At 70.5% G+C, this 24,294-nt stretch carries 19 protein-coding genes; 11 read left to right on the top strand and 8 right to left on the bottom strand.

What is annotated here, in order from left to right:
- Positions 1-36: 36 nt before the first annotated feature.
- Positions 37-984 carry a chitinase gene (locus OG205_RS27210; RefSeq protein WP_330270877.1) on the bottom strand — a complete coding sequence of 316 codons (948 nt, stop codon included), beginning with the start codon at positions 982-984 and terminating at the stop codon, positions 37-39.
- A gap of 174 nt (positions 985-1,158) precedes the next feature.
- Between OG205_RS27210 and OG205_RS27205 the strand changes: the two genes are divergently transcribed.
- Both OG205_RS27205 and OG205_RS27200 read left to right on the top strand, forming a co-directional pair.
- On the top strand, positions 1,159-4,296 hold the full coding sequence (locus OG205_RS27205; RefSeq protein WP_330270876.1) for an ATP-dependent helicase: 3,138 nt from the start codon (positions 1,159-1,161) through the stop codon (positions 4,294-4,296).
- 97 nt (positions 4,297-4,393) lie between these two features.
- Positions 4,394-7,753: an ATP-dependent helicase gene (locus OG205_RS27200; protein WP_330270875.1), complete on the top strand. Its 3,360-nt coding sequence runs from the start codon at positions 4,394-4,396 to the stop codon at positions 7,751-7,753.
- A gap of 9 nt (positions 7,754-7,762) precedes the next feature.
- Here the strand turns inward: OG205_RS27200 and OG205_RS27195 are convergent, their stop codons facing one another.
- Together OG205_RS27195 and OG205_RS27190 are read right to left on the bottom strand one after the other, a co-directional pair.
- A complete protein-coding gene (locus tag OG205_RS27195) occupies positions 7,763-8,302 on the bottom strand; it encodes a hypothetical protein (RefSeq protein ID WP_330270874.1) in 540 nt (179 codons plus the stop codon).
- Between the two features lie 76 nt (positions 8,303-8,378).
- On the bottom strand, positions 8,379-8,759 hold the full coding sequence (locus OG205_RS27190; RefSeq protein ID WP_330270873.1) for a DoxX family protein: 381 nt from the start codon (positions 8,757-8,759) through the stop codon (positions 8,379-8,381).
- 62 nt (positions 8,760-8,821) lie between these two features.
- Here OG205_RS27190 and OG205_RS27185 point away from each other — a divergent pair, with 62 nt between their 5' ends.
- The 3 genes from OG205_RS27185 (at position 8,822) to OG205_RS27175 (ending at position 12,008) form a co-directional block, all read left to right on the top strand.
- Entirely contained in the window at positions 8,822-10,246 is a 1,425-nt protein-coding gene (locus tag OG205_RS27185; protein ID WP_330270872.1) for a M20/M25/M40 family metallo-hydrolase, read from the top strand.
- Positions 10,243-11,286 (top strand): potassium channel family protein, encoded by a 1,044-nt coding sequence (locus OG205_RS27180; RefSeq protein ID WP_330270871.1) that lies wholly within the window; start codon positions 10,243-10,245, stop codon positions 11,284-11,286. The genes OG205_RS27185 and OG205_RS27180 overlap by 4 nt, the downstream gene beginning before the upstream one ends.
- Before the next feature lie 80 nt (positions 11,287-11,366).
- Positions 11,367-12,008 (top strand): hypothetical protein, encoded by a 642-nt coding sequence (locus tag OG205_RS27175; protein WP_330270870.1) that lies wholly within the window; start codon positions 11,367-11,369, stop codon positions 12,006-12,008.
- On the opposite strand, the gene OG205_RS27170 is transcribed toward OG205_RS27175, so the two are convergent.
- A complete protein-coding gene (locus OG205_RS27170) occupies positions 11,977-12,432 on the bottom strand; it encodes a hypothetical protein (RefSeq protein ID WP_330270869.1) in 456 nt (151 codons plus the stop codon). The two genes, OG205_RS27175 and OG205_RS27170, sit on opposite strands and share 32 nt — an antisense overlap.
- A gap of 43 nt (positions 12,433-12,475) precedes the next feature.
- Positions 12,476-13,045, bottom strand: coding sequence for a hypothetical protein (locus OG205_RS27165; protein ID WP_330270868.1), 570 nt, complete (start codon positions 13,043-13,045; stop codon positions 12,476-12,478).
- A gap of 80 nt (positions 13,046-13,125) precedes the next feature.
- On the opposite strand from OG205_RS27165, the gene OG205_RS27160 reads away from it, so the two are divergent.
- Both OG205_RS27160 and OG205_RS27155 read left to right on the top strand, forming a co-directional pair.
- On the top strand, positions 13,126-13,794 hold the full coding sequence (locus tag OG205_RS27160) for a response regulator transcription factor (protein ID WP_330270867.1): 669 nt from the start codon (positions 13,126-13,128) through the stop codon (positions 13,792-13,794).
- Complete coding sequence (locus OG205_RS27155) at positions 13,791-15,068, top strand: sensor histidine kinase (RefSeq protein WP_330270866.1); 1,278 nt, start codon at positions 13,791-13,793, stop codon at positions 15,066-15,068. The genes OG205_RS27160 and OG205_RS27155 overlap by 4 nt, the downstream gene beginning before the upstream one ends.
- Positions 15,069-15,474: 406 nt before the next feature.
- On the opposite strand, the gene OG205_RS27150 is transcribed toward OG205_RS27155, so the two are convergent.
- The 3 genes from OG205_RS27150 to OG205_RS27140 all read right to left on the bottom strand — a co-directional run bounded on the left by OG205_RS27150 (position 15,475) and on the right by OG205_RS27140 (position 18,691).
- Positions 15,475-16,368, bottom strand: coding sequence for a neutral zinc metallopeptidase (locus tag OG205_RS27150; protein ID WP_330270865.1), 894 nt, complete (start codon positions 16,366-16,368; stop codon positions 15,475-15,477).
- A 12-nt stretch (positions 16,369-16,380) separates the two neighbouring features.
- A complete protein-coding gene (locus OG205_RS27145) occupies positions 16,381-17,592 on the bottom strand; it encodes a neutral zinc metallopeptidase (RefSeq protein ID WP_330270864.1) in 1,212 nt (403 codons plus the stop codon).
- Between the two features lie 127 nt (positions 17,593-17,719).
- Positions 17,720-18,691 (bottom strand): neutral zinc metallopeptidase, encoded by a 972-nt coding sequence (locus OG205_RS27140; RefSeq protein ID WP_330270863.1) that lies wholly within the window; start codon positions 18,689-18,691, stop codon positions 17,720-17,722.
- Between the two features lie 363 nt (positions 18,692-19,054).
- Here OG205_RS27140 and OG205_RS27135 point away from each other — a divergent pair, with 363 nt between their 5' ends.
- The 4 genes from OG205_RS27135 to nudC are packed head-to-tail and all read left to right on the top strand — an operon-like array spanning position 19,055 to position 24,290.
- Positions 19,055-20,668, top strand: coding sequence for a DUF2207 domain-containing protein (locus OG205_RS27135; protein ID WP_330270862.1), 1,614 nt, complete (start codon positions 19,055-19,057; stop codon positions 20,666-20,668).
- 9 nt (positions 20,669-20,677) lie between these two features.
- On the top strand, positions 20,678-21,961 hold the full coding sequence (locus tag OG205_RS27130; protein ID WP_330270861.1) for a M16 family metallopeptidase: 1,284 nt from the start codon (positions 20,678-20,680) through the stop codon (positions 21,959-21,961).
- Positions 21,958-23,346 (top strand): M16 family metallopeptidase, encoded by a 1,389-nt coding sequence (locus tag OG205_RS27125; RefSeq protein ID WP_330270860.1) that lies wholly within the window; start codon positions 21,958-21,960, stop codon positions 23,344-23,346. The genes OG205_RS27130 and OG205_RS27125 overlap by 4 nt, the downstream gene beginning before the upstream one ends.
- Positions 23,343-24,290, top strand: coding sequence for an NAD(+) diphosphatase (gene nudC, locus OG205_RS27120; protein ID WP_330270859.1), 948 nt, complete (start codon positions 23,343-23,345; stop codon positions 24,288-24,290). Before OG205_RS27125 ends, nudC begins: the two co-directional genes overlap by 4 nt.
- Positions 24,291-24,294: the final 4 nt, after the last annotated feature.

The following is a 24,294-nucleotide window of genomic DNA, read 5'->3' as shown; positions in this document are numbered from 1 at the left end:
TCGGGGTCACGTCCGGCCACCGGAGGAGTTCGTGGTCTAACCAGTGAAACCGGCCAGGGCCTTGGTGAATTCGTAGGTCTGCTGGTTGATGCCGCTGCATGAGGAGCTCATTGCCCCGCAGTTACCGCGGTCCCGGTTCACGGCCCAGAAAGAGACGCGCGACAGGTGCTTGGAGTTCGCCCAGCCCACGATGTCGCGGAAGTTCTGTGGGGTAACGGTTTCGCCGGTGTCGGTCTTGCCGTTCATCGACGAGAGGCCGCTGCGCCGGTACGCAGCGTCGTCCGTGAGGCCGTACGTCGACTTGACGTGGTTCTTCAGGCCGTCGACGGCGCTCTTGGTGTACGCGAACATGTCGCCGCCGGTGCCCCAGTCGAACGGCATGACGGCCCACGTGTCGATCGGCGCGCCGAGCTCCTTGGCTCGCGTGATCAGGCGCTTGCCCCAGGAGTTCGGGCCGGTGCGGTCGGTCGGCATGGTGATGACCGTCTTCACGCCGGGGTTGTTCTGCTTGATGATCTTCAGTGCGCCGAGCACCCGGTCCTGCGTGGTGTTGTTCTCGAACTCGGCCGCCTCGATGTCGATGTCGATCGCCTTGAGCGCGTAGGCGTCGATCACCTTCTGGTAGGCGCCGGCCAGTGCGCTCGCGGAGCTGCAGAACTGGCCGAGCTTGTTGCCGGACCAGCCGCCGATCGACGGCACCGCGTCACCACCGGCCGCGCGGATCGAGTTGATCAGGGTCTTGTCCGACCCGGTCAGCGAACGGCTGCCGTCCCACTTCGGGTTGCAGGTGCCGTCACTCAGGATGAACGCGAGGGTGAACGACTTGATGCCCGTCTGCTGCATCACCGTGGCGGGGTTGGGCTGACCGCCCCACTGGTAGAGGTAGGGGGCCGCGAGCACGGGGTTGACGGCCGCCTGTGCGGTCGTGGGCAGCATGATCGCCGCGCACGTGGCAGCGACAGCGCCGACGAGGAACCGCTTCATCAGTCCTCCAAAGACTGCTCGGTCCAGGGCGGCGGAGCTGGCAGTGAGGGGGCTCACAACGTCTTCAAAAATGGACTAGACCACCACTATCTGTCAAGAAGGTAGACGAAATCGCCGCCGACCCGTCGGGCGGCCTTTGACGATCTTGTCGGTGCCGCGTGGTGCAATCGAGTCGTGGCACTTCCACCCCAGCTGGTCCGCCGGAAGCCGGAGACGCGCCCGCGTCCCCGGTGGGACGCCGCTGCCCAGCGGGTCTTCGAGCACGAGGGCTTCGTCCGGGTGCTCGGCGGCCCCGGCACCGGCAAGACGACGCTGCTCGCCGAACTGGCCGCGCACGTCGTGCTGGAGCACGGGGCCGATCCCGAGAACGTGCTCGTGCTGACGGCGAACAGGCGCGCGTCGGTGGCGTTGCGCGCGCAGATCACACAGCTGCTGACGGGGCACCTGTCGGCGATTCGCGAGCCGTTGGTGCGGACCGTGCACTCCTACGCGTTCGCGGTGCTGCGCAACCAGGCGGTGCTGCTCGACGAGCCGCCGCCGCGGTTGCTGTCCGGCCCGGATCAGGACGCGATGGTGCGCGAACTGCTCGCCGGTGACGTCGAGCTGGGCGCGTTGAAATGGCCGGAGCGGTTGCGGCCGGCCCTGGAGCTGCCGGGGTTCGCGCACGAGCTGCGGGATCTGCTGCTGCGGGCGGCGGAACGCGGTCTCGGGCCGGAGGACCTGATCGAGCTCGGCGAGCAGCACGGGCGGGACGTGTGGGTGGCCGCCGGGCGGTTCGGGGCGCAGTACGAGGCGGTGAACCTGCTGTCCGGCATGGACTCCGCGACGGCGTACGCCCCCGCCTACGACGCGGCGGAGCTGGTGTCGTCGGCCTACGCGGCGTTCATCAACGACGAGGACCTGCTGTTCGGTGAACGGCGGCGCGTGCGGTATCTGCTGGTCGACGACGCGCAGCACCTCGATCCGATGCAGTACTCGCTGATCCGCTCGCTCGGGTCGGAGGCCGCGCGGTTCGTGCTGGCCGGTGATCCGGACCAGGCGATCTTCACGTTCCGCGGCGCCGACCCGGAGATCCTGCGGGACGTCGACGGCGAGACCGTGGTGCTGCGGCAGTCGCACCGGATGATGCCCGAGGTCAGGGACGCGGTGGCCCGGCTGGCTGCCCGGCTGCCCGGTGCTTCTCCGTCACGCCTGGTGGAGCCGGTCGAGGGCGAGGGGTCCGTGCAGGTGCGGTTGCTCGCGTCGGCCGCGCAGGAGGCGACGTGGGTGGCGGACCAGTTGCGGCGCTCGCACCTGGCCGACGAGGTGCCGTGGTCGCAGATGGCCGTGGTGGTGAGGTCGGCGACGTTGTCGTTGCCGGTGCTGCAACGGGCTTTGCTCGCCGCCGGTGTGCCGGTGTCCGTGGCGTCGGACGAGTTGCCGTTGGCACAACAGCCTTCCGTGCGTCCGTTGCTCGCCTTGGTTCGTGCCGCGGCCGCGCCCGGAACGTTGGACGAGGACACGGCGGCGATGTTGCTGTCGTCGTCTTATGGCGGTGCGGATCCGTTGGCACTGCGGCGGTTGCGGCGTGGTCTGCGGCGGCTGGAGATGGCGGCGGGCGGGGACAGGCCGAGCGGCGACCTGCTGGTCGAGGTCGTGGAGACCGCGGACAGGCTGGCGGCGCTGGAGGACGCGGAGTCGTTGCCCGCACGGCGGATCGGGCACCTGCTCGCGTTGGCGCGCAAGGCGATCGAGGCGGGGAGGTCCGTCGAGGTCGTGCTGTGGGACCTGTGGACGGCGACCGGTCTGCAGGACCGGTGGGTGGCGCAGTCGGCCCGGCCCGGCATGCCGGGCATGCAGGCGGACCGCGACCTCGACGCGATCGTGGCGCTGTTCGAGGCGGCCGCGAAGTACGTCGACCGGCTGCCGGGTTCGGGCGTCGCCGGGTTCGCGGACTACCTGGAGTCGCAACGGATCGTGGGCGACACGCTGGCCGCCTCCGCCCCGACCGGGGAGGCGGTGTCCGTGCTGACGGCGCACTCGGCGGCGGGTCGTGAGTGGGAGGTCGTCGCGGTGCCCGGCGTGCAGGAGGGCAGCTGGCCGGACCTGCGGTTGCGCGGCACCGTGCTGGGCGTCGAACGCATGGTGGACGTGCTGGCCGGGCTGGAGCCCTCGGTGTCGGCGGTGGCACCGATCCTGGCGGAGGAACGCCGGCTGCTGCTGGTCGCGGCCTCGCGGGCCCGGTCGAAGCTGCTGATCAGCGCCGTTCGGGGCGAGGACGAGCAGCCGTCGCGGTTCCTGGACGAGATCGAGTCGTCCGCCGAGGACGAACGGAAGCTGCACCGGCCGCAGCGCGGTCTGGTGCTGGGCGAACTGGTCGGCGAGCTGCGCCGGGTGGTGTGTTCGGACACCGAGGACGTCGATCGCCGTTTCCGGGCCGCCGAGCAACTGGCCCGGCTGGCCGAGGCGGGCGTGCCCGGTGCGCACCCGGAGTCCTGGTACGGCCTGGCGGAGGTGTCCGTCGACTCTCCACTGTGGACGGAGGATCAGAAGGTCAGCGTGACGCCGTCGACCATCGAGGTGATCACGAAGTGCCCACTGCGGTGGGTCGTGGAACGGCACGGTGGCCAGGACCCGGCCGAGCTCGCCTCGGTCACGGGCACGCTGGTCCACGCGCTGGCGCAGGCCGCGGCCTCGGGAGCCGACTCCGCGCAGTTGCGGGTGAAGCTGGACGAGGCGTGGGCCGCGGTGGACGCGGGCGCCCCGTGGTTCTCCCGCCGCGAACGCCAGCGCGTGGAGAAGATGCTCGACACGTTCCTCGCGTGGCTGACGATGAGCCGCAGCCAGCTCACGCAGGTCGCCGTCGAGGAGGAGATGGTCGTCGAGGTGCCCAAGCGCGACGGCGGGCCTTGGTTGCAGGTTCGAGGCCGGGTCGACCGTCTCGAACACGACGAGGACGGCCGCCCCGTCGTGATCGACCTCAAGACCGGCAAGAGCCCGGTGTCGCGGGAGGCGTCGCAGGAACACCCGCAGCTGGCCGTCTACCAGCTGGCGTCGTCGCTGGGCGGCTTCACCCACATCGGACTCGGAACCGAGCCAGGCGGTGCCCGCCTGCTCTACGTGGCGAAGGAGGACAAGAAGACAGGAGCTGTCGAACGCACCCAGGCGCCGCTGGACGAACAGGGCGTGCGGGCGTGGCTGGAGGTCGTGCAGGGTGCCGCGGAGTCCGTGCTCGGGCCGCAGTACACGGCTCGGGAGAACGCGGACTGCGATCGCTGCCCGGCGCGCACGACGTGCCCGGTCCACCCCTCCGGGCGGCAGGTCAGTGAGTAAGTACTGTTGACCTGCGCGTTTCTCGTTCTCGAACTGTCGGCGAACACACCGTCCCGGGTGGTGCGGACACGTTCGGCCTGGGTAGGAAGATGTACCGGTGACCGTCAGCCCGTTTGAGATCGCGGAGGCGCTCGGGCTGAACAAGCCGACACCCGAGCAGGCCGAGGTGATCGCCGCACCCGCGCAGCCCGCGCTGGTGATCGCGGGCGCCGGAGCGGGCAAGACCGAGACCATGGCCGCGCGCGTGGTGTGGCTGGTCGCGAACGGGCTCGTGCTGCCCGATCGCGTGCTCGGCCTGACGTTCACGCGCAAGGCCGCGCGCCAGCTCGCGGACCGCGTGCGTGCCCGGCTGCGCAGGCTGGCGGGATCGTCCCTGCTGGACGAACTCGATCCCAGCGGCGAGCGCAAGATGGCCGTGCTGACCGGCGAGCCCGTCGTGCTGACGTACCACGCCTACGCGGGACGCCTGGTGACCGAGCACGGGCTCCGGTTGCCGGTGGAGCCCGGCGTGCGGCTGCTGACGCAGACGGCGTCGTGGCAGCTCGCGCACCGGGTCGTGTCGACGTGGGCCAAGGACCTGGACACGGACAAGGTGCCGGCGACGGTCACCGGGTACCTGTTGTCGCTGGCCGGTGAGCTGGGCGAGCACCTCGTGACGCCCGACGCGTTGGAGGCGCACGCCCTGGAGCTGTGCGCGTTGATCGAGAACGCGCCGCGCGCACCTCGCCAGCGGGAGGCACTGCCGGAGAAGCTGAAGGAAATCGTTGCGGCGCAACGGTTGCGGATCGCGATGCTGCCGTTGCTGGACGCGTACCAGCAGCGCAAGCGCAAAGAGGCCGCTTTGGACTTCGCGGACCAGATGTCGCTGGCCGCGCAGCTGGCTTCGTTCGACGAGGTTTCCACCGGAGAACGTGAGCGCTACGGCGCCGTTCTGCTGGACGAGTACCAGGACACCGGGCACGCGCAGCGCGTGCTGCTGCGGTCGTTGTTCGGTGAGGGCGAGCCGATGCCGGTCACGTCGGTGGGCGACCCGGCGCAGGCCATCTACGGCTGGCGCGGGGCGTCCGCGGCGAACCTGCCGCGCTTCGCCGACGACTTCCCGCCGACGCGGAAGTTCGGGCTGCTGACCAGTTTCCGCAACCCGCCCGAGGTCCTGGAACTGGCGAACGCCGTGTCGTTGCCGCTGCGCGAGGCCGGTCTGGACGTCGAGGAACTGCGCGCGCGGCCGGGTGCCGGTGCCGGTGACGTCCGGCTCGCCCTGCACACCGACATCCGCGCCGAGCTCGACTGGATGGCGGACAACGTCGCCGCGCAGTGGGAGGCGCACCTCGACGCCGAGGGCGCCCCGCCGACCGCGGCCGTGCTGGTGCGCCGCCGTTCGGACATGGCCGCCATCGCCGCGGCCCTGCGCGAACGCGGCCTGCCGGTCGAGGTCGTCGGCCTCGGCGGCCTGCTGGACGAGCCTGAGGTGCGCGACCTGGTGTCCGCTCTGCGAGTGCTCGTCGATCCCTTGGCGGGCACCGCCGCCGCTCGTCTGCTGACCGGTTCGCGCTGGCGGCTGGCGGCCGTCGACCTGGCGGCGTTGTGGTCGCGGGCCCGTGAACTGGCGGGGGTCGCACCGCGACAGTCCGTTGTGGACGATCCACTGCTGGTCCTGGCGGACGCGTTGCCCGGCGAACACGCCGAACAGGCGGGCCTCGCCGACGCCCTGGACGATCCCGGCGACCCCGACGCCTACTCCACCGACGGCTACCGGCGCATCCGGCGGCTCGGCGGCGAGCTGGCGACGTTGCGGCGCAGGCTCGACCAGCCGCTGTCCGAACTGGTGGCCGACGTCGAACGCACGCTGCTGCTGGACATCGAGTCGATGTCGCGCCCCGGCATGGTCGGCCGCGCGCACCTGGACGCGTTCTCCGACGTCGTGACGGACTTCGCTGCCGCCTCCCCGTCCGCGACGCTCCCGTCGTTGCTCGACTACCTCTACACGGCCGAACACGCGGAAGACGGCCTGGAACCCGGCGAGGTCGAGGTCTCCGAGGACCGGGTGCAGATCCTGACCGTCCACTCGGCGAAAGGCCTGGAGTGGCGGATCGTCGCGCTGCCGCACCTGGTCCGCGACGTGTTCCCGGGCCGCAAGAAGTCCTCGTGCTGGCTCAAGTCCGTGACCGAACTCCCGGCTCCACTGCGCGGCGACTCGGCCGACCTGCCCACGCTGAAGCTGTCCGCAGGCTACAACCGCAAGGAGGTCGACGAGGCGCTGACGATCCACGCGGAGGAGTTCGAGGAACGCCGCCTCGTCGAGGAACGCCGCCTCTTCTACGTGGGCGTGACGCGAGCCGAGCACAGCCTGCTGATGTCGGGCCACTGGTGGGCGGAGGCCGGTGACAAGCCGAAGGGCCCGTCGGTGTTCCTGCAGGAGATGCACGAGGTCCTGCAACGCGACACCGCGCCGGGCGACATCTCCGTCTGGACCCCGGAACCCGATGCGGACACCCCGAACCCGCTGGCCGAAGACGTCAAGACCTCGCAATGGCCTGCCGACCCCTTGGGCAAGCGCCGCGACGCCGTGGTCGAAGGCGCGACGATGGTCCTGTCAGCTCTGGACGCCCTGCGCAACGCCCCACCGGCCCCGCTGCCGCTGATCTTCGACGAGCCCGCCGCCGAGGTCCTGGACGAGGACTACCCGCCGCCCACCGACGAGCCCCCGGACGACGACTTCCCGCCAGAGCCGGAACCACTCCCCGACGACGTGGTCCCGGACGACCCGGAAATGCCGATCGACGAGGACCCGGAAGGCTGGGCCCGCGACGTGGACGTGCTGCTGGCCGAACGCGCCGCCTCGCAGAACCGCCGCGAACAGGTGGCCCTGCCGGACCACCTCTCGGTCTCCCAACTGGTGGAGCTCGCGAAGGACCCGGACCTGCTGGCCCGCCGCCTGCGCCGCCCACTCCCGTTCCCGCCGAACCCACTGGCGCGCCGAGGCACCGCCTTCCACACGTGGCTGGAGAACCGCTTCGGAGCCACCCGCCTGCTCGACATCGACGAACTCCCCGGAGCAGGCGACGCCGACGCGGCCCCGGACGCGGATCTGGAGAGGTTGAAGGAGTCGTTCCTGGCCAGCGCCTGGGCGGACCGCACCCCGCACGACGTCGAGGTGCCGTTCGAGGCGGAGTTCGACGGCATCTCGGTCCGCGGCCGCATGGACGCCGTCTACCGCGACCCGGACGGCTGGACCGTCGTCGACTGGAAGACCGGCGCCGTCCCGGACTCCGACGCCCTGCCCGCGCTGTCGGTGCAGCTCGCCGCGTACCGGCTGGCTTGGGCCGCTCTGGTCGGCGCGCCGCTGGAACAGGTGCGGGCCGCTTTCCACTACGTGCGGCACGACCACACGGTGCGGCCGGCGGATCTGCTGGAGGAGCAGGGTCTGAAGGACCTGATCAGGTCCGTGGAGTCGTGATCGGGCGCGTCAGGCCTGAGGGCTGCTGCCGGCCGGTGCGTGCGACGCCTTGAGCACCCGCTCGTACAGCACCTCGAGCAGCCACCGCCCGAACAGCGACGGCCCGAACTCCGGCGAGCGGTCCTCCGGCGGCACCATGAGGTCGGCGGTGCTGTCGTCGCCCACGACGACGCCGATGCCGTAGTAGTCGAGTTCGATGTACGACCAGGCCTGGGACTCTTCGGTGCGGGGGAGCATCACCGCGCACGGGGCCAGGGTCAGGAGGGTGCCGCACGACTGGAGGGCGCGGTCCGTGGTGGACTCGCTCACCAGGACGCCGACCAGTTCCACCGCCGCCACCGGGAGGCGGTCGTGTGCGTCCGGCTCGAACCACGAGCGGAACCACGACGGGTCGGCTCGCGGGGGCCAGCCGTTCGCGGTTCTCCACTCGTGCACTTCGGGCAGCAAACGCACCACCGCGGACACCTGCTGGCCCAGGACGGCGACGTCGGGTACGACGACTCCGTCCCAGCCGAGCGCGGTTGCGGCGCGTTCAAGCAGCGATTGCACAGGGCGCATCCTAAGGTTCCTCGCGCGGAAAATGACAGCGTTTGCGGGACACTTGGTTAAGGATTACCCAGGGTGGTCATGGTGAGCCTTTGGCGACTTTCCACGCCCATGCGACGAGTGGGATCTGCAGTGGCAGGCGGCCGTAGGCGATGGCACGGGCTTTGGGTGATTTGTCCCGGAAATCGAGAGCCATTTTCACGTTCGCCGGAAACACGGCGACGAAGAGCGCGACGGCCGCGAAGCCGCCCAGGCGGCGCGTTCGGGGAGTGGCCACGGCCGCTGCCACGGCGAGTTCGGCCACGCCGGACACGTACGTCCACTGCCGCGGGGTGCCGGGCAACGAGCGGGGGACGATCGCGTCGTAGTACTTCGGCCTGCTGAAGTGGGTAGCTCCGGCCAGGCCTAGCAGTGCGGCGAGCGCCAGCGCCGATCGCGCTCGGGAACGGGTTGGTTCCATGCCGTCACCCTGTCATGCCTACGCCACGTAGGCGAGATGGGGCTGGCCTATTCTCCACGGGCGTGGCAGGTGATTCTCGTCATTCCGAACGCGCCGCTGTCGCCGCGCTGACCGATTCCTTCGTCGCCGGGCTCTGCGACTGGATCACGATTCCGGGCATCGGGGTCGATCCCCGGCATCACGTTGACGTGCGGAGATCTGCCGAATGGCTCGCAGATCAGCTTCGCGGCGACGGGTGGCCGGAGGTCGCGATCTGGGGTGACGGACCGGCGCTTCCCGCCGTGTTCGCGTGCTGGCCCGCGGCGGATCCGGAGGCGCCGACCGTGCTCGTTTACGGGCACCACGACGTGCAGCCTGTCGATCCGGTCGAACGCTGGGAGCATCCGCCGTTCGAGCCCGTGATCAGCGGTGACGAGATCAGGGGACGGGGTGCGAGCGACGACAAGGGACAGGTCGCGATGCACCTGCTCGCGGTGAAAGCACATCTGGCCGCCACCGGACAGAATGCGCCGGGCGTCACGCTGAAACTCTTCGTCGAAGGCGAGGAGGAATCGGGTTCGCCGCATCTGCGAAAGCTGCTCGAAGATCACCACGACGAACTCGGCTGTGATCTTGTGGTGTTCACCGACACGGCATTGCACGAACGCGACGCACCGACGGTCAACACCGGGCAACGGGGTGTTCTCGGCGGCGAGATCACGTTCTTCGGCGGCACCGACGACGTCCATTCCGGGCGTGCGGGCGGCGCGATTCCGAACCCGGCGACGGCGCTCGCGAAACTCATCGCCGCGCTGCACGACGACGACAACCGGATCCAGCTCGAAGGCTTCTACGACGACGTCGCGGAACCGACCGCGAAAGAACGCGAGGACTACGCGGCGCTGCCGTTCGACGAGCGGAAGTGGCTGGCGCACAACGGAGGCGGCGCCCAGGCGACGCACGGTGAGACCGGCTACAGCACGTTCGAACGGATCTGGGTGCGGCCCACCGCCGAGATCAACGGCATCAACAGCGGCTACACCGGACCCGGCCTGAAGACGATCATCCCGGCGTCCGCCACGGCGAAGATCAGCTTCCGGCTCGTGCCCGACCAGCAGCCGGACAAGGTCGCGGAACAGCTCAAGCAGTTCGTCGCCCGGCACACGCCGAACGGCATCACGGCCGAGGTGAGCTTCCGGGGCGAGGGCGTCCCGCCGTACGCGATCAGCCCGGACGACCCGGCGAACGCCGCGGTCAAGGACGCCCTGGAACTGGCCTTTGACCAGCCCGTGAGGTTCGCGCGGGCCGGCGGATCGGGACCTGCCGCGGTGCTGCGGGAGCGCCTCGGGGTGCCCCTCGTCTACCTCGGCGCGACCTTGCCGGATGATCGCGTCCACGCGCCGAACGAGCGCGTAGTGGTGCCGTTGCTCCTCAAAGGCGCGGAGGCGGCCGCTCACCTGTGGCGGATGCTTGCGAAAGCAGAAATCGCGAAGAGGTTGTCCCGATGAGCCTGTCTGAGGAAGCGTCGCACTCGCTCGTCGGCGTGATCAGGATGCCGGACCAGGCGCAGAGCCCTGCCCGCGCGATCCTCAAGCGCGTCGTGGGAGCGATGGCGGCACTGCTGCTCGCGGTGCTGATCGTCTACTTGGACCGTGACGGCTACCGCGACGTCAACGAGGACGGCGTCTCGTTGCTCGACTCGTTCTACTACGCGACGGTGTCTCTCTCGACGACCGGCTACGGCGACATCACGCCCGCGTCGTCGTCGGCGCGGCTGGTCAACGTCCTGGTCATCACGCCGTTGCGGGTCCTGTTCTTGATCGTGCTGGTCGGCACGACACTCGAAGTTCTCACCGAGCGCTCCCGTCAGGCGTTGCGCATTCAAAAGTGGAGGCGGGTTGTGCGGGACCACGTGGTGGTCGTCGGTTACGGCACGAAGGGACGTTCGGCGGTCGCCGCACTGCTCGGCGACGGGACCGAGCCCGGCTCGATCGTCGTCGTCGACACGGTGCAGGAGTCGCTCGACGCGGCGTCCGCCATCGGGCTCGTGACCGTGCATGGGTCCGGTACCCGCAACGACGTGCTGAGGGTCGCCGGTGCGGCCCGTGCGCGCGCGATCGTCGTCGCCCCGAACAGGGACGACACGGCGGTGCTGGTGACGTTGACGGCCCGCGAACTCGCCCCCACGGCGCAGATCGTGGCGTCGGTGCGGGAACGGGAGAACGAGCACCTGCTCAAGCAGTCCGGCGCCGACTCGGTGGTCGTGTCGTCGGAGACGGCCGGGCGCCTGCTCGGCATGGCGACCGCGACGCCGTCCGTCGTGGCGATGGTCGAGGACCTGCTCACGCCGGACGCAGGGCTCGCGATCGCCGAGCGCGACGTCGAGAAGAGCGAGATCGGCGGGTCGCCGCGGCACCTGTCCGACATCGTGCTCGGTGTGGTGCGGGGCAAGACGCTCTACCGGGTGGACGCTCCGGAGGCGGACGCGATCGAGCCGGGTGACCGGCTGCTTTACGTCAAGAAGGTGACCCCGCCCGGAGAAGAGTGATGACGACGCACGCCGTGTAGTCCAATGAGGGGCTTCCCGCCGCCGGGGAGCCGTGCCGGCGAACGTTCCTCGGAGGACGCATGGGTCTGCCGCAGGTCCTGATGGTGATCGGGGCCCTCGTGTTGATCACGATCATCGTGGTGTCGATCATCAACGTCGGGCAGGAGAACGCACAGGCCCGCGCGCTCTCGGTCGGCGCGGGCACACTCCGGCGCCAGGCGGGCAGTTCCCGGTGGCGGCGGCTCGCCGACGACGAGGACGTGCCGGCGGGGCGGATGGGCGAGGTGGATCGGACGCGGCACGCGGCGGTGGCGGGAACACACGACGGGCGGGCCGTGCGGGTCGCCGTCTTCGCCTTGTCGAGGGTCGCCGGTACCTATCATGGCGTCCCCACAAGGTGGGCCTTCGTGCCGGGCCTCGTGGTGGCGGTGGACGCGCCGGAACTGCCGGGAGACCTGCGGCTGAGCCCGATCCAGGGCCCCCGGCGCTACGGGATCCTGGGGAGCCTGGCGCCTCTCATGTCGGGAGAGACCGAGCGGAAGGTCCTCGCCCAGCTGAGGTCGTACGAGCCGCCCGCCGTGGACATCGCCGACGGCGTCGCCTGCTTCACCTTCACCGACATGGACCTCGCCGAGCAGATCGACGACGTGGCCGCCATGGCGTGCGACGTGGTCGGCATCCTCGTGGACGTCAGGAAACCGGGTCAGCCCGTCGAGGAGTAGGCAGCACGGCCGGCGCGCGCAGAGGCGCGTAGCGGAACAGGAACGCGTAGAAGCCACCCGCCAGAGCTGCCATGCACAGCAGCAGCGCGGTGAGGCGGCGCCCGACCGGAAGTCCGACGGGCTGGGAGGCGGCGGAGGACACCATCTCGCCACCGGTGTTGATGATCTCGACTGTCTCGCCCTTGGTGTGGCCGCAGCCGTCGAGCTTGGCCTGCTTCTTCTGGCCGTCGGCATCCCACTCGACCGTGTCCATGCCCTGGCCGCACGAGCCGCTCTCGACGACGGTCGCGGTCACGGGTCTGGGGGGTTCCTCGGCGCCCAGCACCCTGGCCGGCGCCAAAAGGGCGATCGCGACCCCGATCCCGACCAGTCCGACGACCAGCAGGATGAACACCCATCTGTCCGGGCTTCGCGGAACCGCCACACTGCGATGTTCGCAGACGCGGCGGCCCGCGTGGAGCCCAGGTTTACTTCGGCAGCTGGCGCAGCTGGTCGACCTTGACGGTCTTGCCGTCGGACACGGTTCCTGTCACGGCGACGAGGTCACCGTTCTTCGGCTTCTCGCTCACCGACGACAGGTCGAGCGGCGTCTGCAGTCCGTCGACCTGCACCAACGTGGCGTTGTTGCCGTTGACGTCCTTGACGGTGCCGCGCACCTGCGCCTTGGCCAGCGCCACGTTCAGCGCCTTGCCGTCCTTCGCGCGCACGGTCACGCGCTGGTCGGCCTTGAGTCCGGCGAGATCGCCACCGCGCAGCTTCGTCGCGCTGTCAGTGGTCAACGACACCTCGCTGCCGTCGTCCTTGGTGATCGTGAGCTTGCCGGTCTCGACCGACTTGACCCGGCCGACGACCAGGGTGCTGTCCTTGAGCTTGGCCTTGTCCCCGCGGCCGGGCTTGCCGGGACCTCCCGGGTGGCGTTCCGCGAACGCCGCGGCAGGACCGTCGGGACCCTCGGCCGCCGTCGCGACAGCGATACCGCCGACGGTGAGTCCGACGGCCGCGACGATGGCGCCGGCCCACGCTGATTTCTTCGACATGCGCCCCAGGGTGCGCGTGCAATCTGAGCGCAAGCTGAAGGCGAGTCGCCCGAAGTCCCGATGATCAGCAGAATGGTGGGGTGTCCGCCAGGGTGTTGGTGATCGAGGACGCCGAGGCGATCGGCGCCGCGGTGTCTTCCGCGTTGCGTGAGTCCGGGTACGAGGTGCAGCACCGGCTGGACGGGCGTCAGCTGGAGACCGATCTCGGCCGCTTCCGCCCCGACCTGGTCGTGCTCGACGTGATGCTGCCCGGCCGCGACGGCTTCCAGCTGCTGGAGGTCATTCGCCGCTCGTCGGGAGCCGGCGTGGTCATGCTGACCGCGCGCGACGGCGTGCCGGACCGGCTGCGGGGGCTTTCCGGCGGTGCCGACGACTACGTGGGCAAGCCGTTCGTGCTGGCAGAGCTCGTGGCACGGGTCTCCGCGGTGCTGCGGCGGCTGGGCAGGACGCCGTCGACCGTGCAGGTCGGCGACCTGGTCGTGGACGCCGACGCGGGTGTCGTCATGCGCGCCGACCGGCCGATCGAACTGACCGCGACCGAACTGCGGCTGCTGGTGTACCTGGCGGCGCAACGCGGGCGCGTGGTGTCCAAGACGCAGATCCTCACGGCCGTGTGGGGCTACGAGGACTACGACCCGAACCTGGTCGAGGTCCACGTCAGCGCTGTGCGCCGCAAGATCGAGGAGCACGGCACCCGGCTCGTGCACACCGTGCGTGGCCTTGGGTACGTGCTGCGGGCCGAGGAATGAACCTCCGCACGGTCTCGCTGCGCAGGCGGGTCGCGGTGTCGGTGCTGCTGGTGCTGTTCCTCGTGCTGGTGGCGCTGGTGATCTCCGTCGACCGGACGTTCGCCGGGCAGTCCTCCAAGGACGTCGACGGCGTGCTGGGCACCACCGAGACGCGTGCGGTCGAGATGCTGAAGAACGGCAGGCGTCCGGCCGAGGTCGCCGGCGTGCTGACGAAGCGGAACATCCACGTCACCATCGAGCTGCCCAACGGCACGACCGTCGGCAGCGCGCCCGAGGACGGGCAGTTCGAGCGCAAGGTCCGCAACGTCGGCCGCAACAAGGTCACCCTCTACGCCGACACCGAGGCGATCTCGCAGGCGCAGCACCGGTTGCGAAAACTGCTGCTGATCCTGGGACTCGGGGCGATCGTCATCACCGGCCTGCTGATCGTGGTGGTGGTGCGGCGGGCGCTGGCCCCGCTCGACGCCATGACCTCGCTCGCCCAGGCCATCGCCGACGGCCATCGGGGCGGACGGCTGAACCCCTCGCGGACCGACACCGAGCTGGGACGGACGGCGGCCGCGTTCGACGGGATGCTCGACTCGCTGGAGGGCTCCGAGCAGCGGACCCGGCGGTTCGTCGCCGACGCCGCCCACGAACTGCGGACGCCGATCACCGGCGTGCAGGCCGTGGCCGAGGCGCTGGTGCAGGCGCCGGTGGACTCGCCTGACCGGGACCAGATGTCGTTCCTGCTGGTCAGAGAGGCGCGCAGGGCAGGGCGACTGGTCGACGACCTGCTCGCGCTGGCCCAGCTGGACGCCGGGTACGAGATGCAGCGCGAGTCGGTGGACCTGCTGGGACTGGCCGAGGCCGAGGTGGCCAGGACCCGGTTCGTGGCACCGGACTTCGACATCGCCGCCGAAGGAGTCCCGGTCGCGGTGGTCGGTGACGGGCAACGACTCGCGCAGGTGCTGGCGAACCTCGTGGACAACGCCCGGCAGGCCACCGGTCCACAGGGGACCGTCCGAATCAGGGTCGACCTGACCGGGTTCACCGTGTCCGACAACGGACCGGGTGTGCCCGAGGCCGAACGCGAGCGGATCTTCGACCGGCTCGTCCGGCTCGACGACGCCCGCGACCGGCGCTCGGGTGGTTCCGGGCTGGGACTGGCCATCGCCCGAGGGGTGATCCGGGCGCACGGCGGAGACCTGACGTGTGAGCCGTCCGAGCAGGGAGCGATGTTCCGCGTGGTGCTGCCCGCGGTTAATCCAGTCGCTCAGCCGAGCCACGTTTGATTCCATCGGTGTGGACGCGTCGGTTGCGTAGCTTTCCCTGGCTTGCGTTGGCGGGCCTGCGGTTGGGTGCTTCCTCTGGGGGCTCTGCCCCCAGACCCCCGGCAATCTGATCGGGGGGTGGCGCCGTGGGTGGGTTGATGGCACGCCTGTTGCGTTGGGCGGCTGCCTGTTTCGTAGTGGGGTTGCGTTGGCGGTGGGGTCCCGTCACGAGCCGCACCAGGAGCGGGCCACATGCAGGTAGGGGTGTCAAGCGGGCGAAAAGCGTGCCCGCTTGACACCCCTACCTGCATGCAGCAAGAGCTATGGCGCGACTCGTGACGGGACCCCACCGCCCTGACCGCGCGCTAAGGACGGCTCGCCTTCGGCTTCGCGGGCGATCAGGCGTGCTTGGCAGACCTGTCTGCGTTTAACCGACCTCGGCCGGAGCCGCCGCGAACGTGTTGCAGGCGTCGGTCGAGTTCGCCTTGAAGCCCGCGGCCGCCCACTGCGCCTGGTTCTGGGCGGAGCCGTGCGCGTTGTTCTCGGGCTTCTCCTCGACGGCGAACTTGAAGTCCTCCTGCGCCTGACGCGCGAGGCTCGCCGTCACGGAACCGCGTCCGGCCGCCGACGCCAGGAACATGCCCGCGAAGCAGTTCGCCTGCAGCTCGATCCGGCGGGACATCTCCAGGCCGGCCGGGGTCTTCTCGCCCGCGTCGGTGATCTTCAGGTCCGCCGCCCGCAGCAGGCCCGTCAGCGCCTGGACGTGGTGGCCGTACTCGTGGGCGAGCGTGGCCAGGTGAGTCGCCGGGGCGTCACCGCCACCGTTGTCGCGCAGGCGGGCCGTGGGCATGTAGATCGTGCGGTTGCGGCCGCAGTAGTAGGCCACCGCGTGGTCGGACTCCGGGGCCGCGCCGCACGGGCCGTCCTTCAGCTCGGGCGAGGCGTCCAGCGTCGGCTTGTCGAACGGCAGGTTCGCCGTCGTCAGCAACGGGCCCCAGGCACCGTCCAGGCACGCGACGCCCGCCGCGTAGTAGGCCGCGAGTTCCCCGTCCGCGACGCCGAAGGGCGGCATCGCGCAGGTGACCTGCGGCAACGAGACCGGCTTGACCAGCAACGGGTGGTCGTCCAGCCGGTAGACCGCCCGCGGGCGGATCGGGGTCGACGGCTCGGTCGACGGCGACGTGGCAGGACGCGAACCCGCCAGCGCGTGACCGGTGACCACTCTCGGGCGACTCAGTTGACCGATCCCGAGGACGAACGCGACCACCAGCACGAACACTCCCGCGAGCACGACCGGGTTGTTCTTGGCTGGTTGGGTCACGTTCTCCCCTTCCTAGGAGACAGAACCCGGGTCGGCTGCCCAGGTGTTGCACTCTGATGCCTTGTTCGACTTGTAGCCCCGGTCGACCCAGGACGCGTTGTTCTGCGGTGTGCCGTGGTCCTTCGTCGGGTAGACGTCGTAGTCACCCCGGTTGCCCGCGTCGGTCAGGGCCACCCGGATCACGTCTATCGGTATCGCGCCGTGCGACATCGGGGCCAGCGACATGCCGCCGAAGCAGGTGGCTTGCAGCTCCATCCGGCGGTTCAGGTCGAGGCCCTTCGGAGTATCCCATCCGCCCGCGTCGTACTGCGCGCGGTCCGAGGCTTTGAGCATTCCGGTGAGCCACTGGATGTGGTGGCCGTACTCGTGGGCGAGCTGGCCCAGGTACTTGCCGGGGTGGTTCGGGTTGTTCGGGTTGCGTTCGGCGGCGTAGGCGTTCGCCGTCCAGTAGATGCCGCCCTGGCAGTACCGCGCCGTCTGGTCCGGGCGGACGGTGCCGCACGGGTACTGCGCGCTCTCGGTGATGATGTGCAGCTCAACGGGCTGGTACGGGAGGTTCGCGGCGTTCAGCGCCGGCTTCCACATGCTCTCGATGCACGGCAGGGCGGCGCGCAGGAACCGGTCCTGGCCCGCGGGGGAGTAGTCCATCGCCGGGAGGTTGCAGCCCGAGATCGTGTTCGCGCCGAATCCCGGCTTGAGGAACGGGTGGTCCGCCAGCGCGTAGACCGCCTTCGGGCCCGCCGGGGTCGCCGGAGCCGAAGGCGTGCGGGACGCGGACGTGCGCGCTGGTGCGGATGTCTCCGTGGGCGTGTCCGACGTGGTCGGGATGCTGAACGTCGGGCTCTGCGTCGTGTACGCCGAGTAGCCCGTGTCCTTCACCTTGCTGTTCAGGGTCGCCGCGAGGACGCCCACCGCGCCGAGACCGAGGATCACGACGCCGCCCAGGATCAGGGCGATCATCGGGCCGCTGTTCTTGCGGCGCGGCGGCATGCCCGGATACGGCCCGTAGCCGGGAGGGGGCGGGCCCCACGACGGCTGCGGCGGCGGCATGACCGGGCCGGGCGGCGGCGGGCCGTAGTAACCGGGCGGCGGGCCCTGCGGCGGTGGCGGCCCGTAAGGAGGCGGCGGTGGGCCTTGCGGCGGACGCTGTCCGAGCGGTGCGGGCATCGGCGGCGGGCCGACCGGGCGCGGTGGCGGCCAAGTGCCCGGCGGTGGTTGCGTCATCGCCTGAGGTCCCCCCAATGGTCATCCTGGGTCGGGTACGAGCATAGGCGGACCGAGATCGCGCGTCCCCCGGCCGGGCTAACACGTCCCCTCCACGTACTTGAGACGCACGGGCCGGGGGATCGGTTCATGAGACGTCCCCGGAGTTCGCCGCCCAGGTGTTGCAGGCCTTGATGTCGTTCTGCTTGTGGCCGTGCATCACCCAACGCTCGTTGTTGGGCGCGCTGCCGTGATCAGGCCTGCGGTCGTAGTCGCCGCGTTTGCCCGAATCGCTCAGGCCGGTGTTCACGACCTCGATCGGCACGACGTTCTTGTGCGAGAACGGCGCGAGCGTCATCCCGCCCAGACAGGTCGCCTGCAGTTCCAGCCTGCGGTTGAGCTCCAGGCCCTTCGGCGTGTCGAACCCGCCCACGTCGTACTGGGCCTGGTCCGAGGCGCGCAGCATGCCGGTCAGCCACTGGATGTGGTGGCCGTACTCGTGACTGAGCTGCCCCAGGTAGACACCGGGGTGCCGGACCGTCGAGCCGCCCTCGTTCGCGTAGAAGTTGCCGGGCCAGTAGATGACGCCGCGGCAGAACATCGCCGTCGAGTTGGCCTGGCGCGAACCGCACGGCGTCTGCACGCTGCCCGTGAACACCTGCAGCTCGGCCGGCTGGTACGGCAGGTTGGCCGCCTTCAACGCCGGCTGCCAGGCCTTCTCGATGCACGGCAGCGCGGCCGAGAGGAACCGCTCCTCGCCCGCCGGGCTGTATTCCATCTGCGGCAACGGGCACGAGGCGATGTCGTTCGCGCCGATCCCGGTGCCGAAGATCGGGTGGTCGGCGAGCTTGTAGATCGCCTTCGGGCCCACCGGGGTCGGCTGCGTGCTGGAGGTCCGCGTCGATGAGGTGCGTGTGGACGCCGTCGTCGTGGTGGTCGTTGTCGTCGTAGTCGTTGTGTAGGAGTAGGTCGGGCTGTACGTCGTGTAGTTCGAGTAGCCCGTGTCCTTCACCTTGCTGTTCAGGGTCGCCGCGAGGAAACCGATCGCGCCGAGGCCGAGGACCACCACTCCGCCGAGCACGAGCGCGACGATCGGGCCGTTGTTCTTGCGCGGCGGCATTCCCGGATAAGGCCCGTACCCAGGAGGAGGCGGGCCCCAGCCCGGCCGCGGCCCCGGCATGACCGGGCGCGGCGGCGGCATCATCGGGCGGGGCGGCGGAAGCGGTGCGCGTCCGGGCGGAGGGCCGTACGGAGGGGGCGGGCCCATCGGCGGGCGCATGCCTGACGGAGGGCCCTGAACTGGACGAGGAGGCATCGGCGGCCCGTACGGCGGTGGGGCGGGCAACGGAGGTGGGCCCACCGGGCGTGGCGGTGGCCAGTTGCTGGGAACTCCTAGTGGTTGCGTCATCGCCGAAGATCCCCCAGATGGCGTCTGTACGAAAGTCCGCCGGAGCATATGAGGACTCCGCTATTGTCCGCAGCCGTGTTGAAGAACTGGGGAGCGGCGATCTTCGTCGCCGTCGCGCTGACGTCCACCACGGCTGCCGGCGCGCTCGCGCAGCCGCTTCCCGGCACCGTCAGCACCGAGGTGCGGATGAAGCTGGAGCGCGACGCCAGGCTGTCCGTCACCGAGACCGTCCAGGTGCCCGACGGCAAGACCGTCAAGCGGACCGTCCCCTTGCGACTAGCGGTGGGCAACGACCTGGAGCGCCAGTACCAGGTCACCGACGCCAAGATCGACGGCAAGGGCAGCACCTCCACCGACGACGACAGCTTCTCCGTCACGCTCGAGGGCGGCCAGTCCGTACTGACGTACACGGTCGCCGGCGCGGTCGCCCCGGTCGGTGACGCCCTGGAGGTCCGCTGGCAGGTCGCGGGCGGCTGGGACACCGAACTGGACAAGGTCGCCGTCTCCTTCTCCGCACCCGACTCCCCGACGTCGGTCAACTGCCTCGCGGGCCCCGTCGGCTCGTCCCAGCCGTGCACCAGCGCCGACCTCGCGGACGGCAAGGGCGTGCGCGCGCAGGAGATCAAGCTCGGCGCCGGCGAACGCGTCGACGTCGCGATCGGACTGTCCGCCGGGGTCGTGCCGCCCAACGCCGTCGTGGTCGAGCAGTCCGGCCTGGCCGCCGCGTTCGCTCTCACGCCGGCCAGCGGCGCCGCGCTCGGCGGGCTGCTGGTGTTGCTGCTCGGCGGTGTCGCCCTGCTCTGGTACCTGCGCGGCCGGGACGCGGCGGCACTCGCGAGCGAGGTCGGCGCGGTGACCGTGCTGGTCCGCGACCAGGGCGGACGGGTCGCGTTCGCCTCGCCCGACGGCGTGCTGCCCGGCCAGGTCGGCACGGTCGTCGACGAGCACGTGGACGTGGTCGACGTGACCGCCACGGTCATCGACCTCGCCGTCCGCAACTACCTGTGGATCACTGAGGTAGAAGGCCACGACTGGCAGATCATGCGCCGCAACCCGGTCGACGACTCGCTGTCCGGCTACGAGAAGGCCGTCTGCGAAGCCCTTCTGCCCCACGGCGTGGACGCGGTGAGCGTGTCCGAGCTGCGCGGCCGGCAGATCGACCTCGCGGTCGTCCGGGAACGGCTCTACGCGGACGTCGTGGAGAAGCGCTGGTTCGTGCGCCGCCCGGACGCCGAGCGGAACCTGTTCTGGTGGGCCGGCATCGTGATCGCCGTGCTGGGCGTGGTCGCGACGGTCGTGCTGGCGCTGACGATCGGCAACGCGCTGTTCGGGCTCGTCGTCGCCGTCGGTGGTGTCGCCCTGGCGTTCGGCGCGCGGTCGATGCCCGCCCGCACCAGGCGCGGCAGCGAGTTGCTGGAGCACGTCCGCGGCCTGCGCGGCTACCTCCACGGCGTGACGCCCGACGACGTGCCCGAGGCCGACCGCGAACTGGTGTTCTCCCGGTCCCTGCCGTACGCGGTGGTGCTCGGCGAGACCGAGCGCTGGCTCACCACGTTCGGTCAGCAGGACCTCTACTGGTACGGCAATGCCTCCGACTTCCGGCGCAGCTTCCCCGCGTTCCTGGGGGCGCTCGACGGAGTGCTCGCCCAGGCGGGCCACCTGCGATCGCTCCGGACGCCGAACCCGTAGTCTTGCGCCATGGCCTCACCCGAACTGCACAGGTTCACGTTGCCCAACGGCCTGCGGGTGGTGCTCGCCCCCGACGCCAGCGCACCGGTCGTTGGCGTCAGCGTGCACTACGACGTCGGCTTCCGTTCCGAGCCGGAGGGGCGCACCGGGTTCGCGCACCTCTTCGAGCATCTGATGTTCCAGGGCAGCGAGAGCCTGGAGAAGCTGGCCCACTTCCGGCACGTGCAGTCGTCGGGCGGCACGTTCAACGGGTCCACGCACCCCGACTACACCGACTACTACCAGGTGCTGCCGAGCGCGGCGCTGGAGCGGGCGCTGTTCCTCGAAGCGGACCGCATGCGCGCGCCGAAGCTCACCGACGAGAACCTCCGCAACCAGATCGACGTGGTGAAGGAGGAGATCCGGCTCAACGTGCTGAACCGCCCGTACGGCGGGTTCCCCTGGATCCTCCTTCCCGCGGTGCTGTTCAAGACGTTCGCCAACGCGCACAACGGCTACGGCGACTTCGTCGACCTGGAGAGCGCGACGGTCGACGACTGCGCGGAGTTCTTCGACACCTACTACAGCCCGGCGAACGCGGTGCTGACGGTGGCGGGCGACCTCGACGTCGAGACCACGAAGACGTTGGTGGAGAAGCACTTCGGCGACGTGCCCGCGCGGCCGCGCCCGGAGCGCCCCTCGTTCGCCGAGCCGGCCCCGCAGGGCGAGGTGCGGCACGAGCACGGCGACGCGCTGGCCCCGCTGCCCGCGATCGCCATCGGCTACCGCGTGCCGGACCCGGTCACCGACATCGACGGCTACCTCTCCTACCTCGTGCTCGCCGGCGTGCTGGCGGACGGCGACGGCTCGCGCCTGCAGCAGCGCCTGGTGCACCGCGAGGGCATCGTCATCGACCTGAACGCCGGCTGCGGCCTGTTCGGCCCGCTCGAGGCCCGCGACCCGGACACGTTCAGCATCACCGCGATCCACGCCGCCGAGGTCTCCGCCGACCAGGTCATCGCGGCCATCGACGAGGAACTGCAGAAGCTCGCGCAGGAGCCGCCGTCGGCCGAGGAGCTCGCGAAGGTCACCGCCCGCTGGGCGTCGACCATGCACAAGGAGCACGACCGGCTCACGAACCGCACGCTGGGCCTCGGCTCCGCGGAGCTGTTGTACGGCCGCGCTGAACTGATCTACGAACTGCCTGAGCGGATCGCCTCGGTGACCGTCGACGAGGTGTCCGCCGCAGCCAAGGCGCTGCGTCCCGACGCCCGCGCCCTTCTCTTCGTCAAGCCCACCGGAGGAGCCCAGTGACCTCGGCCAAGACCCACCGAACCGCCGAGGAGATCGGACGCACGTCGACCGGCCCGCGTCCGCTGCCGGAACTGGGCTCGCAGAAGGTGTCGGCCGAGCTGTCCACTGTGGACACCACGCTGCCGAACGGCCTGCGGGTCATCGCGGTCCAGCGCGCCACCGTGCCGATGGTCGAGGTGCGGCTGCGCGTCCCGTTCGCGGACCCGGCCGGCGCCAGCACCGGTTCCCAGCACTCCGCGGTGGCCGAGATCCTCGCGAACACCGTGCTGACGGGCACCGAGAAGCGTTCGCGCGTGCAGATCGACACCGAACTGGCCCTGGTCGGCGGCGAGCTCGACGCCGTGGTCGACCCGGAGCGCCTGAGCTTCACCGGCAACGCCCTGGCCACCGGCCTCGGCACCGTGCTGGAGGTGCTGGCGGACGTCCTGACGAACGCCTCGTACCCGGCGGACGAGGTCGAGCGCGAGCGCGCCCGTCTCGTCGAGCGCATCACGATCGCCCGGTCGCAGCCCAGCGTCATCGCGCGTGAGGCTCTGCAGAAGGTCCTGTACGGCGACCACCCGTACGCCAAGGAGATGCCGCAGGCCGACGAGGTCGCCGCCGTCTCCCGCGAAGACGTGGTGGCGTTGCACGGCAAGGGTCTGCTGCCGCGCGGTTCGGTGCTCGTCGTCGTCGGCGACGTCGAACCGGCTCAGGCCGTCGCTCAGATCGGCGAGGCACTGGGTGCGTGGCAGGGCGACGGCGAGGCCGTCCAGCTGCCGCCGCTGCCCGAGGTGTCCGGTGGCGACGTGGTGCTCGTGCACCGCGCCGGTGCCGTGCAGTCGCAGATCCGCCTTGCCGCGCAGGCGATCCCGCGCACCGACGCGCGTTACCCGGCGCTGCAGCTCGCGAACCTGGTCTACGGCGGGTTCTTCTCGTCGCGGCTGGTCGAGAACATCCGTGAGGACAAGGGCTACACCTACAGCGCCCGGTCGCACCCCGAGTTCACCGTGCACGGCGCGACGCTGCTGATCGACGCCGACACGGCGTCCGACGTCACGGCCGCGGCGCTGCTGGAGACCCGCTATGAACTGGCTCGGCTCGGCCTCGTGCCGCCGTCGGAGTCCGAAGTGGACACCGCGCGCAGCTACGCCGTCGGCACGCTGCTGACGTCGACGTCCTCGCAGTCGGGTCTGGCGTCGTTCCTGGTGAACCTCGTCGGCCTGGGCCTCGGCCTCGACTGGCTGGTCGCGCACCCGCAGCGCCTCGCGGCCGTCACGCCGGAGCAGGTGGCCGCGGCCGCGCTGGAGTTCTTCGCGCCGGCCAACTTCACCGGCGTGCTCGTCGGTGACGCCGAGCAGCTCAAGCCGAAGCTCTCCGTACTGGGCGGGGTCTCGTTCCAGTGAGTTTCGAACTAGTCGGTCTGCCCGCGCTGTCGCGGTTCGGGGTCGACCGGTGCGAGCCGTTGCGCGGCGACGAGGAGAAGCTCGCCGCGCTCTGGCCCAAGGCACGGATGCTCGTCGTGGACACGCGCGGCCGCACGCTGATCGCCGATCGCGGCACGCGGGTGGTCGACCGTCCCGCTCTCGAGTTCGGCGACCAGCCGCCCGTGAACGCCGTCCTGCTGGGTGAGCAGGACGGCGTGGCCTGGTTCGCCGTGCTGATGCCCGCCGTCGAGGAGGGCGAGGTCCCCTCCACTCGCGTCTGGGGCCCGCCGGAGCTCTCGGACGAACCGCAGTGGCTGGACCTCAGGCAGGCCGGCGCCACCCTGGACGACACGTCGGCCGGTCTCTTCACGACGGCCGCCGCGTTGTTCCAGTGGCATCGGCTCGCCAAGTACTGCGCCAAGTGCGGCGCCAGGACGGTGCTGGAGAAGTCCGGCTGGGCCTCGGTCTGTTCCGGCTGTGAGCGGGAGGAGTACCCGCGCACCGACTCCGCGGTGATCTGTCTCGTGCACGACGGCGCGGACCAGGTGCTCGTCGCCCGCGGTCCGGAGTGGCCGGAGGGCAGGTTCTCCGTGCTGGCCGGGTTCGTCGAGGCCGGCGAGTCGCTGGAGGCCTGCGTGGCGCGGGAGATCTCCGAGGAGGTCGGCGTCGCGGTCCGCGACATCCGGTACCTCGGGTCGCAGCCGTGGCCGTTCCCCCGGTCGTTGATGATCGGGTTCGAGGCCGTGGCCGATCCCGCCGAGCCGCTGCGACTGGCCGAGGGCGAGATCGCCGAGGCCAAGTGGGTCTCGCGGGCCGACGTGCGCAAGGCGATCGACGAACCGGGCAGCGTTCCCGGCCTCGGGCTCGCCGGTGGCGCGTCGATCGCGTTCCGGATGCTGCAGAGCTGGTCGCGCTCGGTGTAGTGGG

The sequence above is a fragment of the Lentzea sp. NBC_00516 genome (assembly GCF_036346835.1).
In the GTDB taxonomy this organism is placed as follows: domain Bacteria; phylum Actinomycetota; class Actinomycetes; order Mycobacteriales; family Pseudonocardiaceae; genus Lentzea; species Lentzea sokolovensis.
This window is presented reverse-complemented; position numbering and strand designations above follow the sequence as displayed.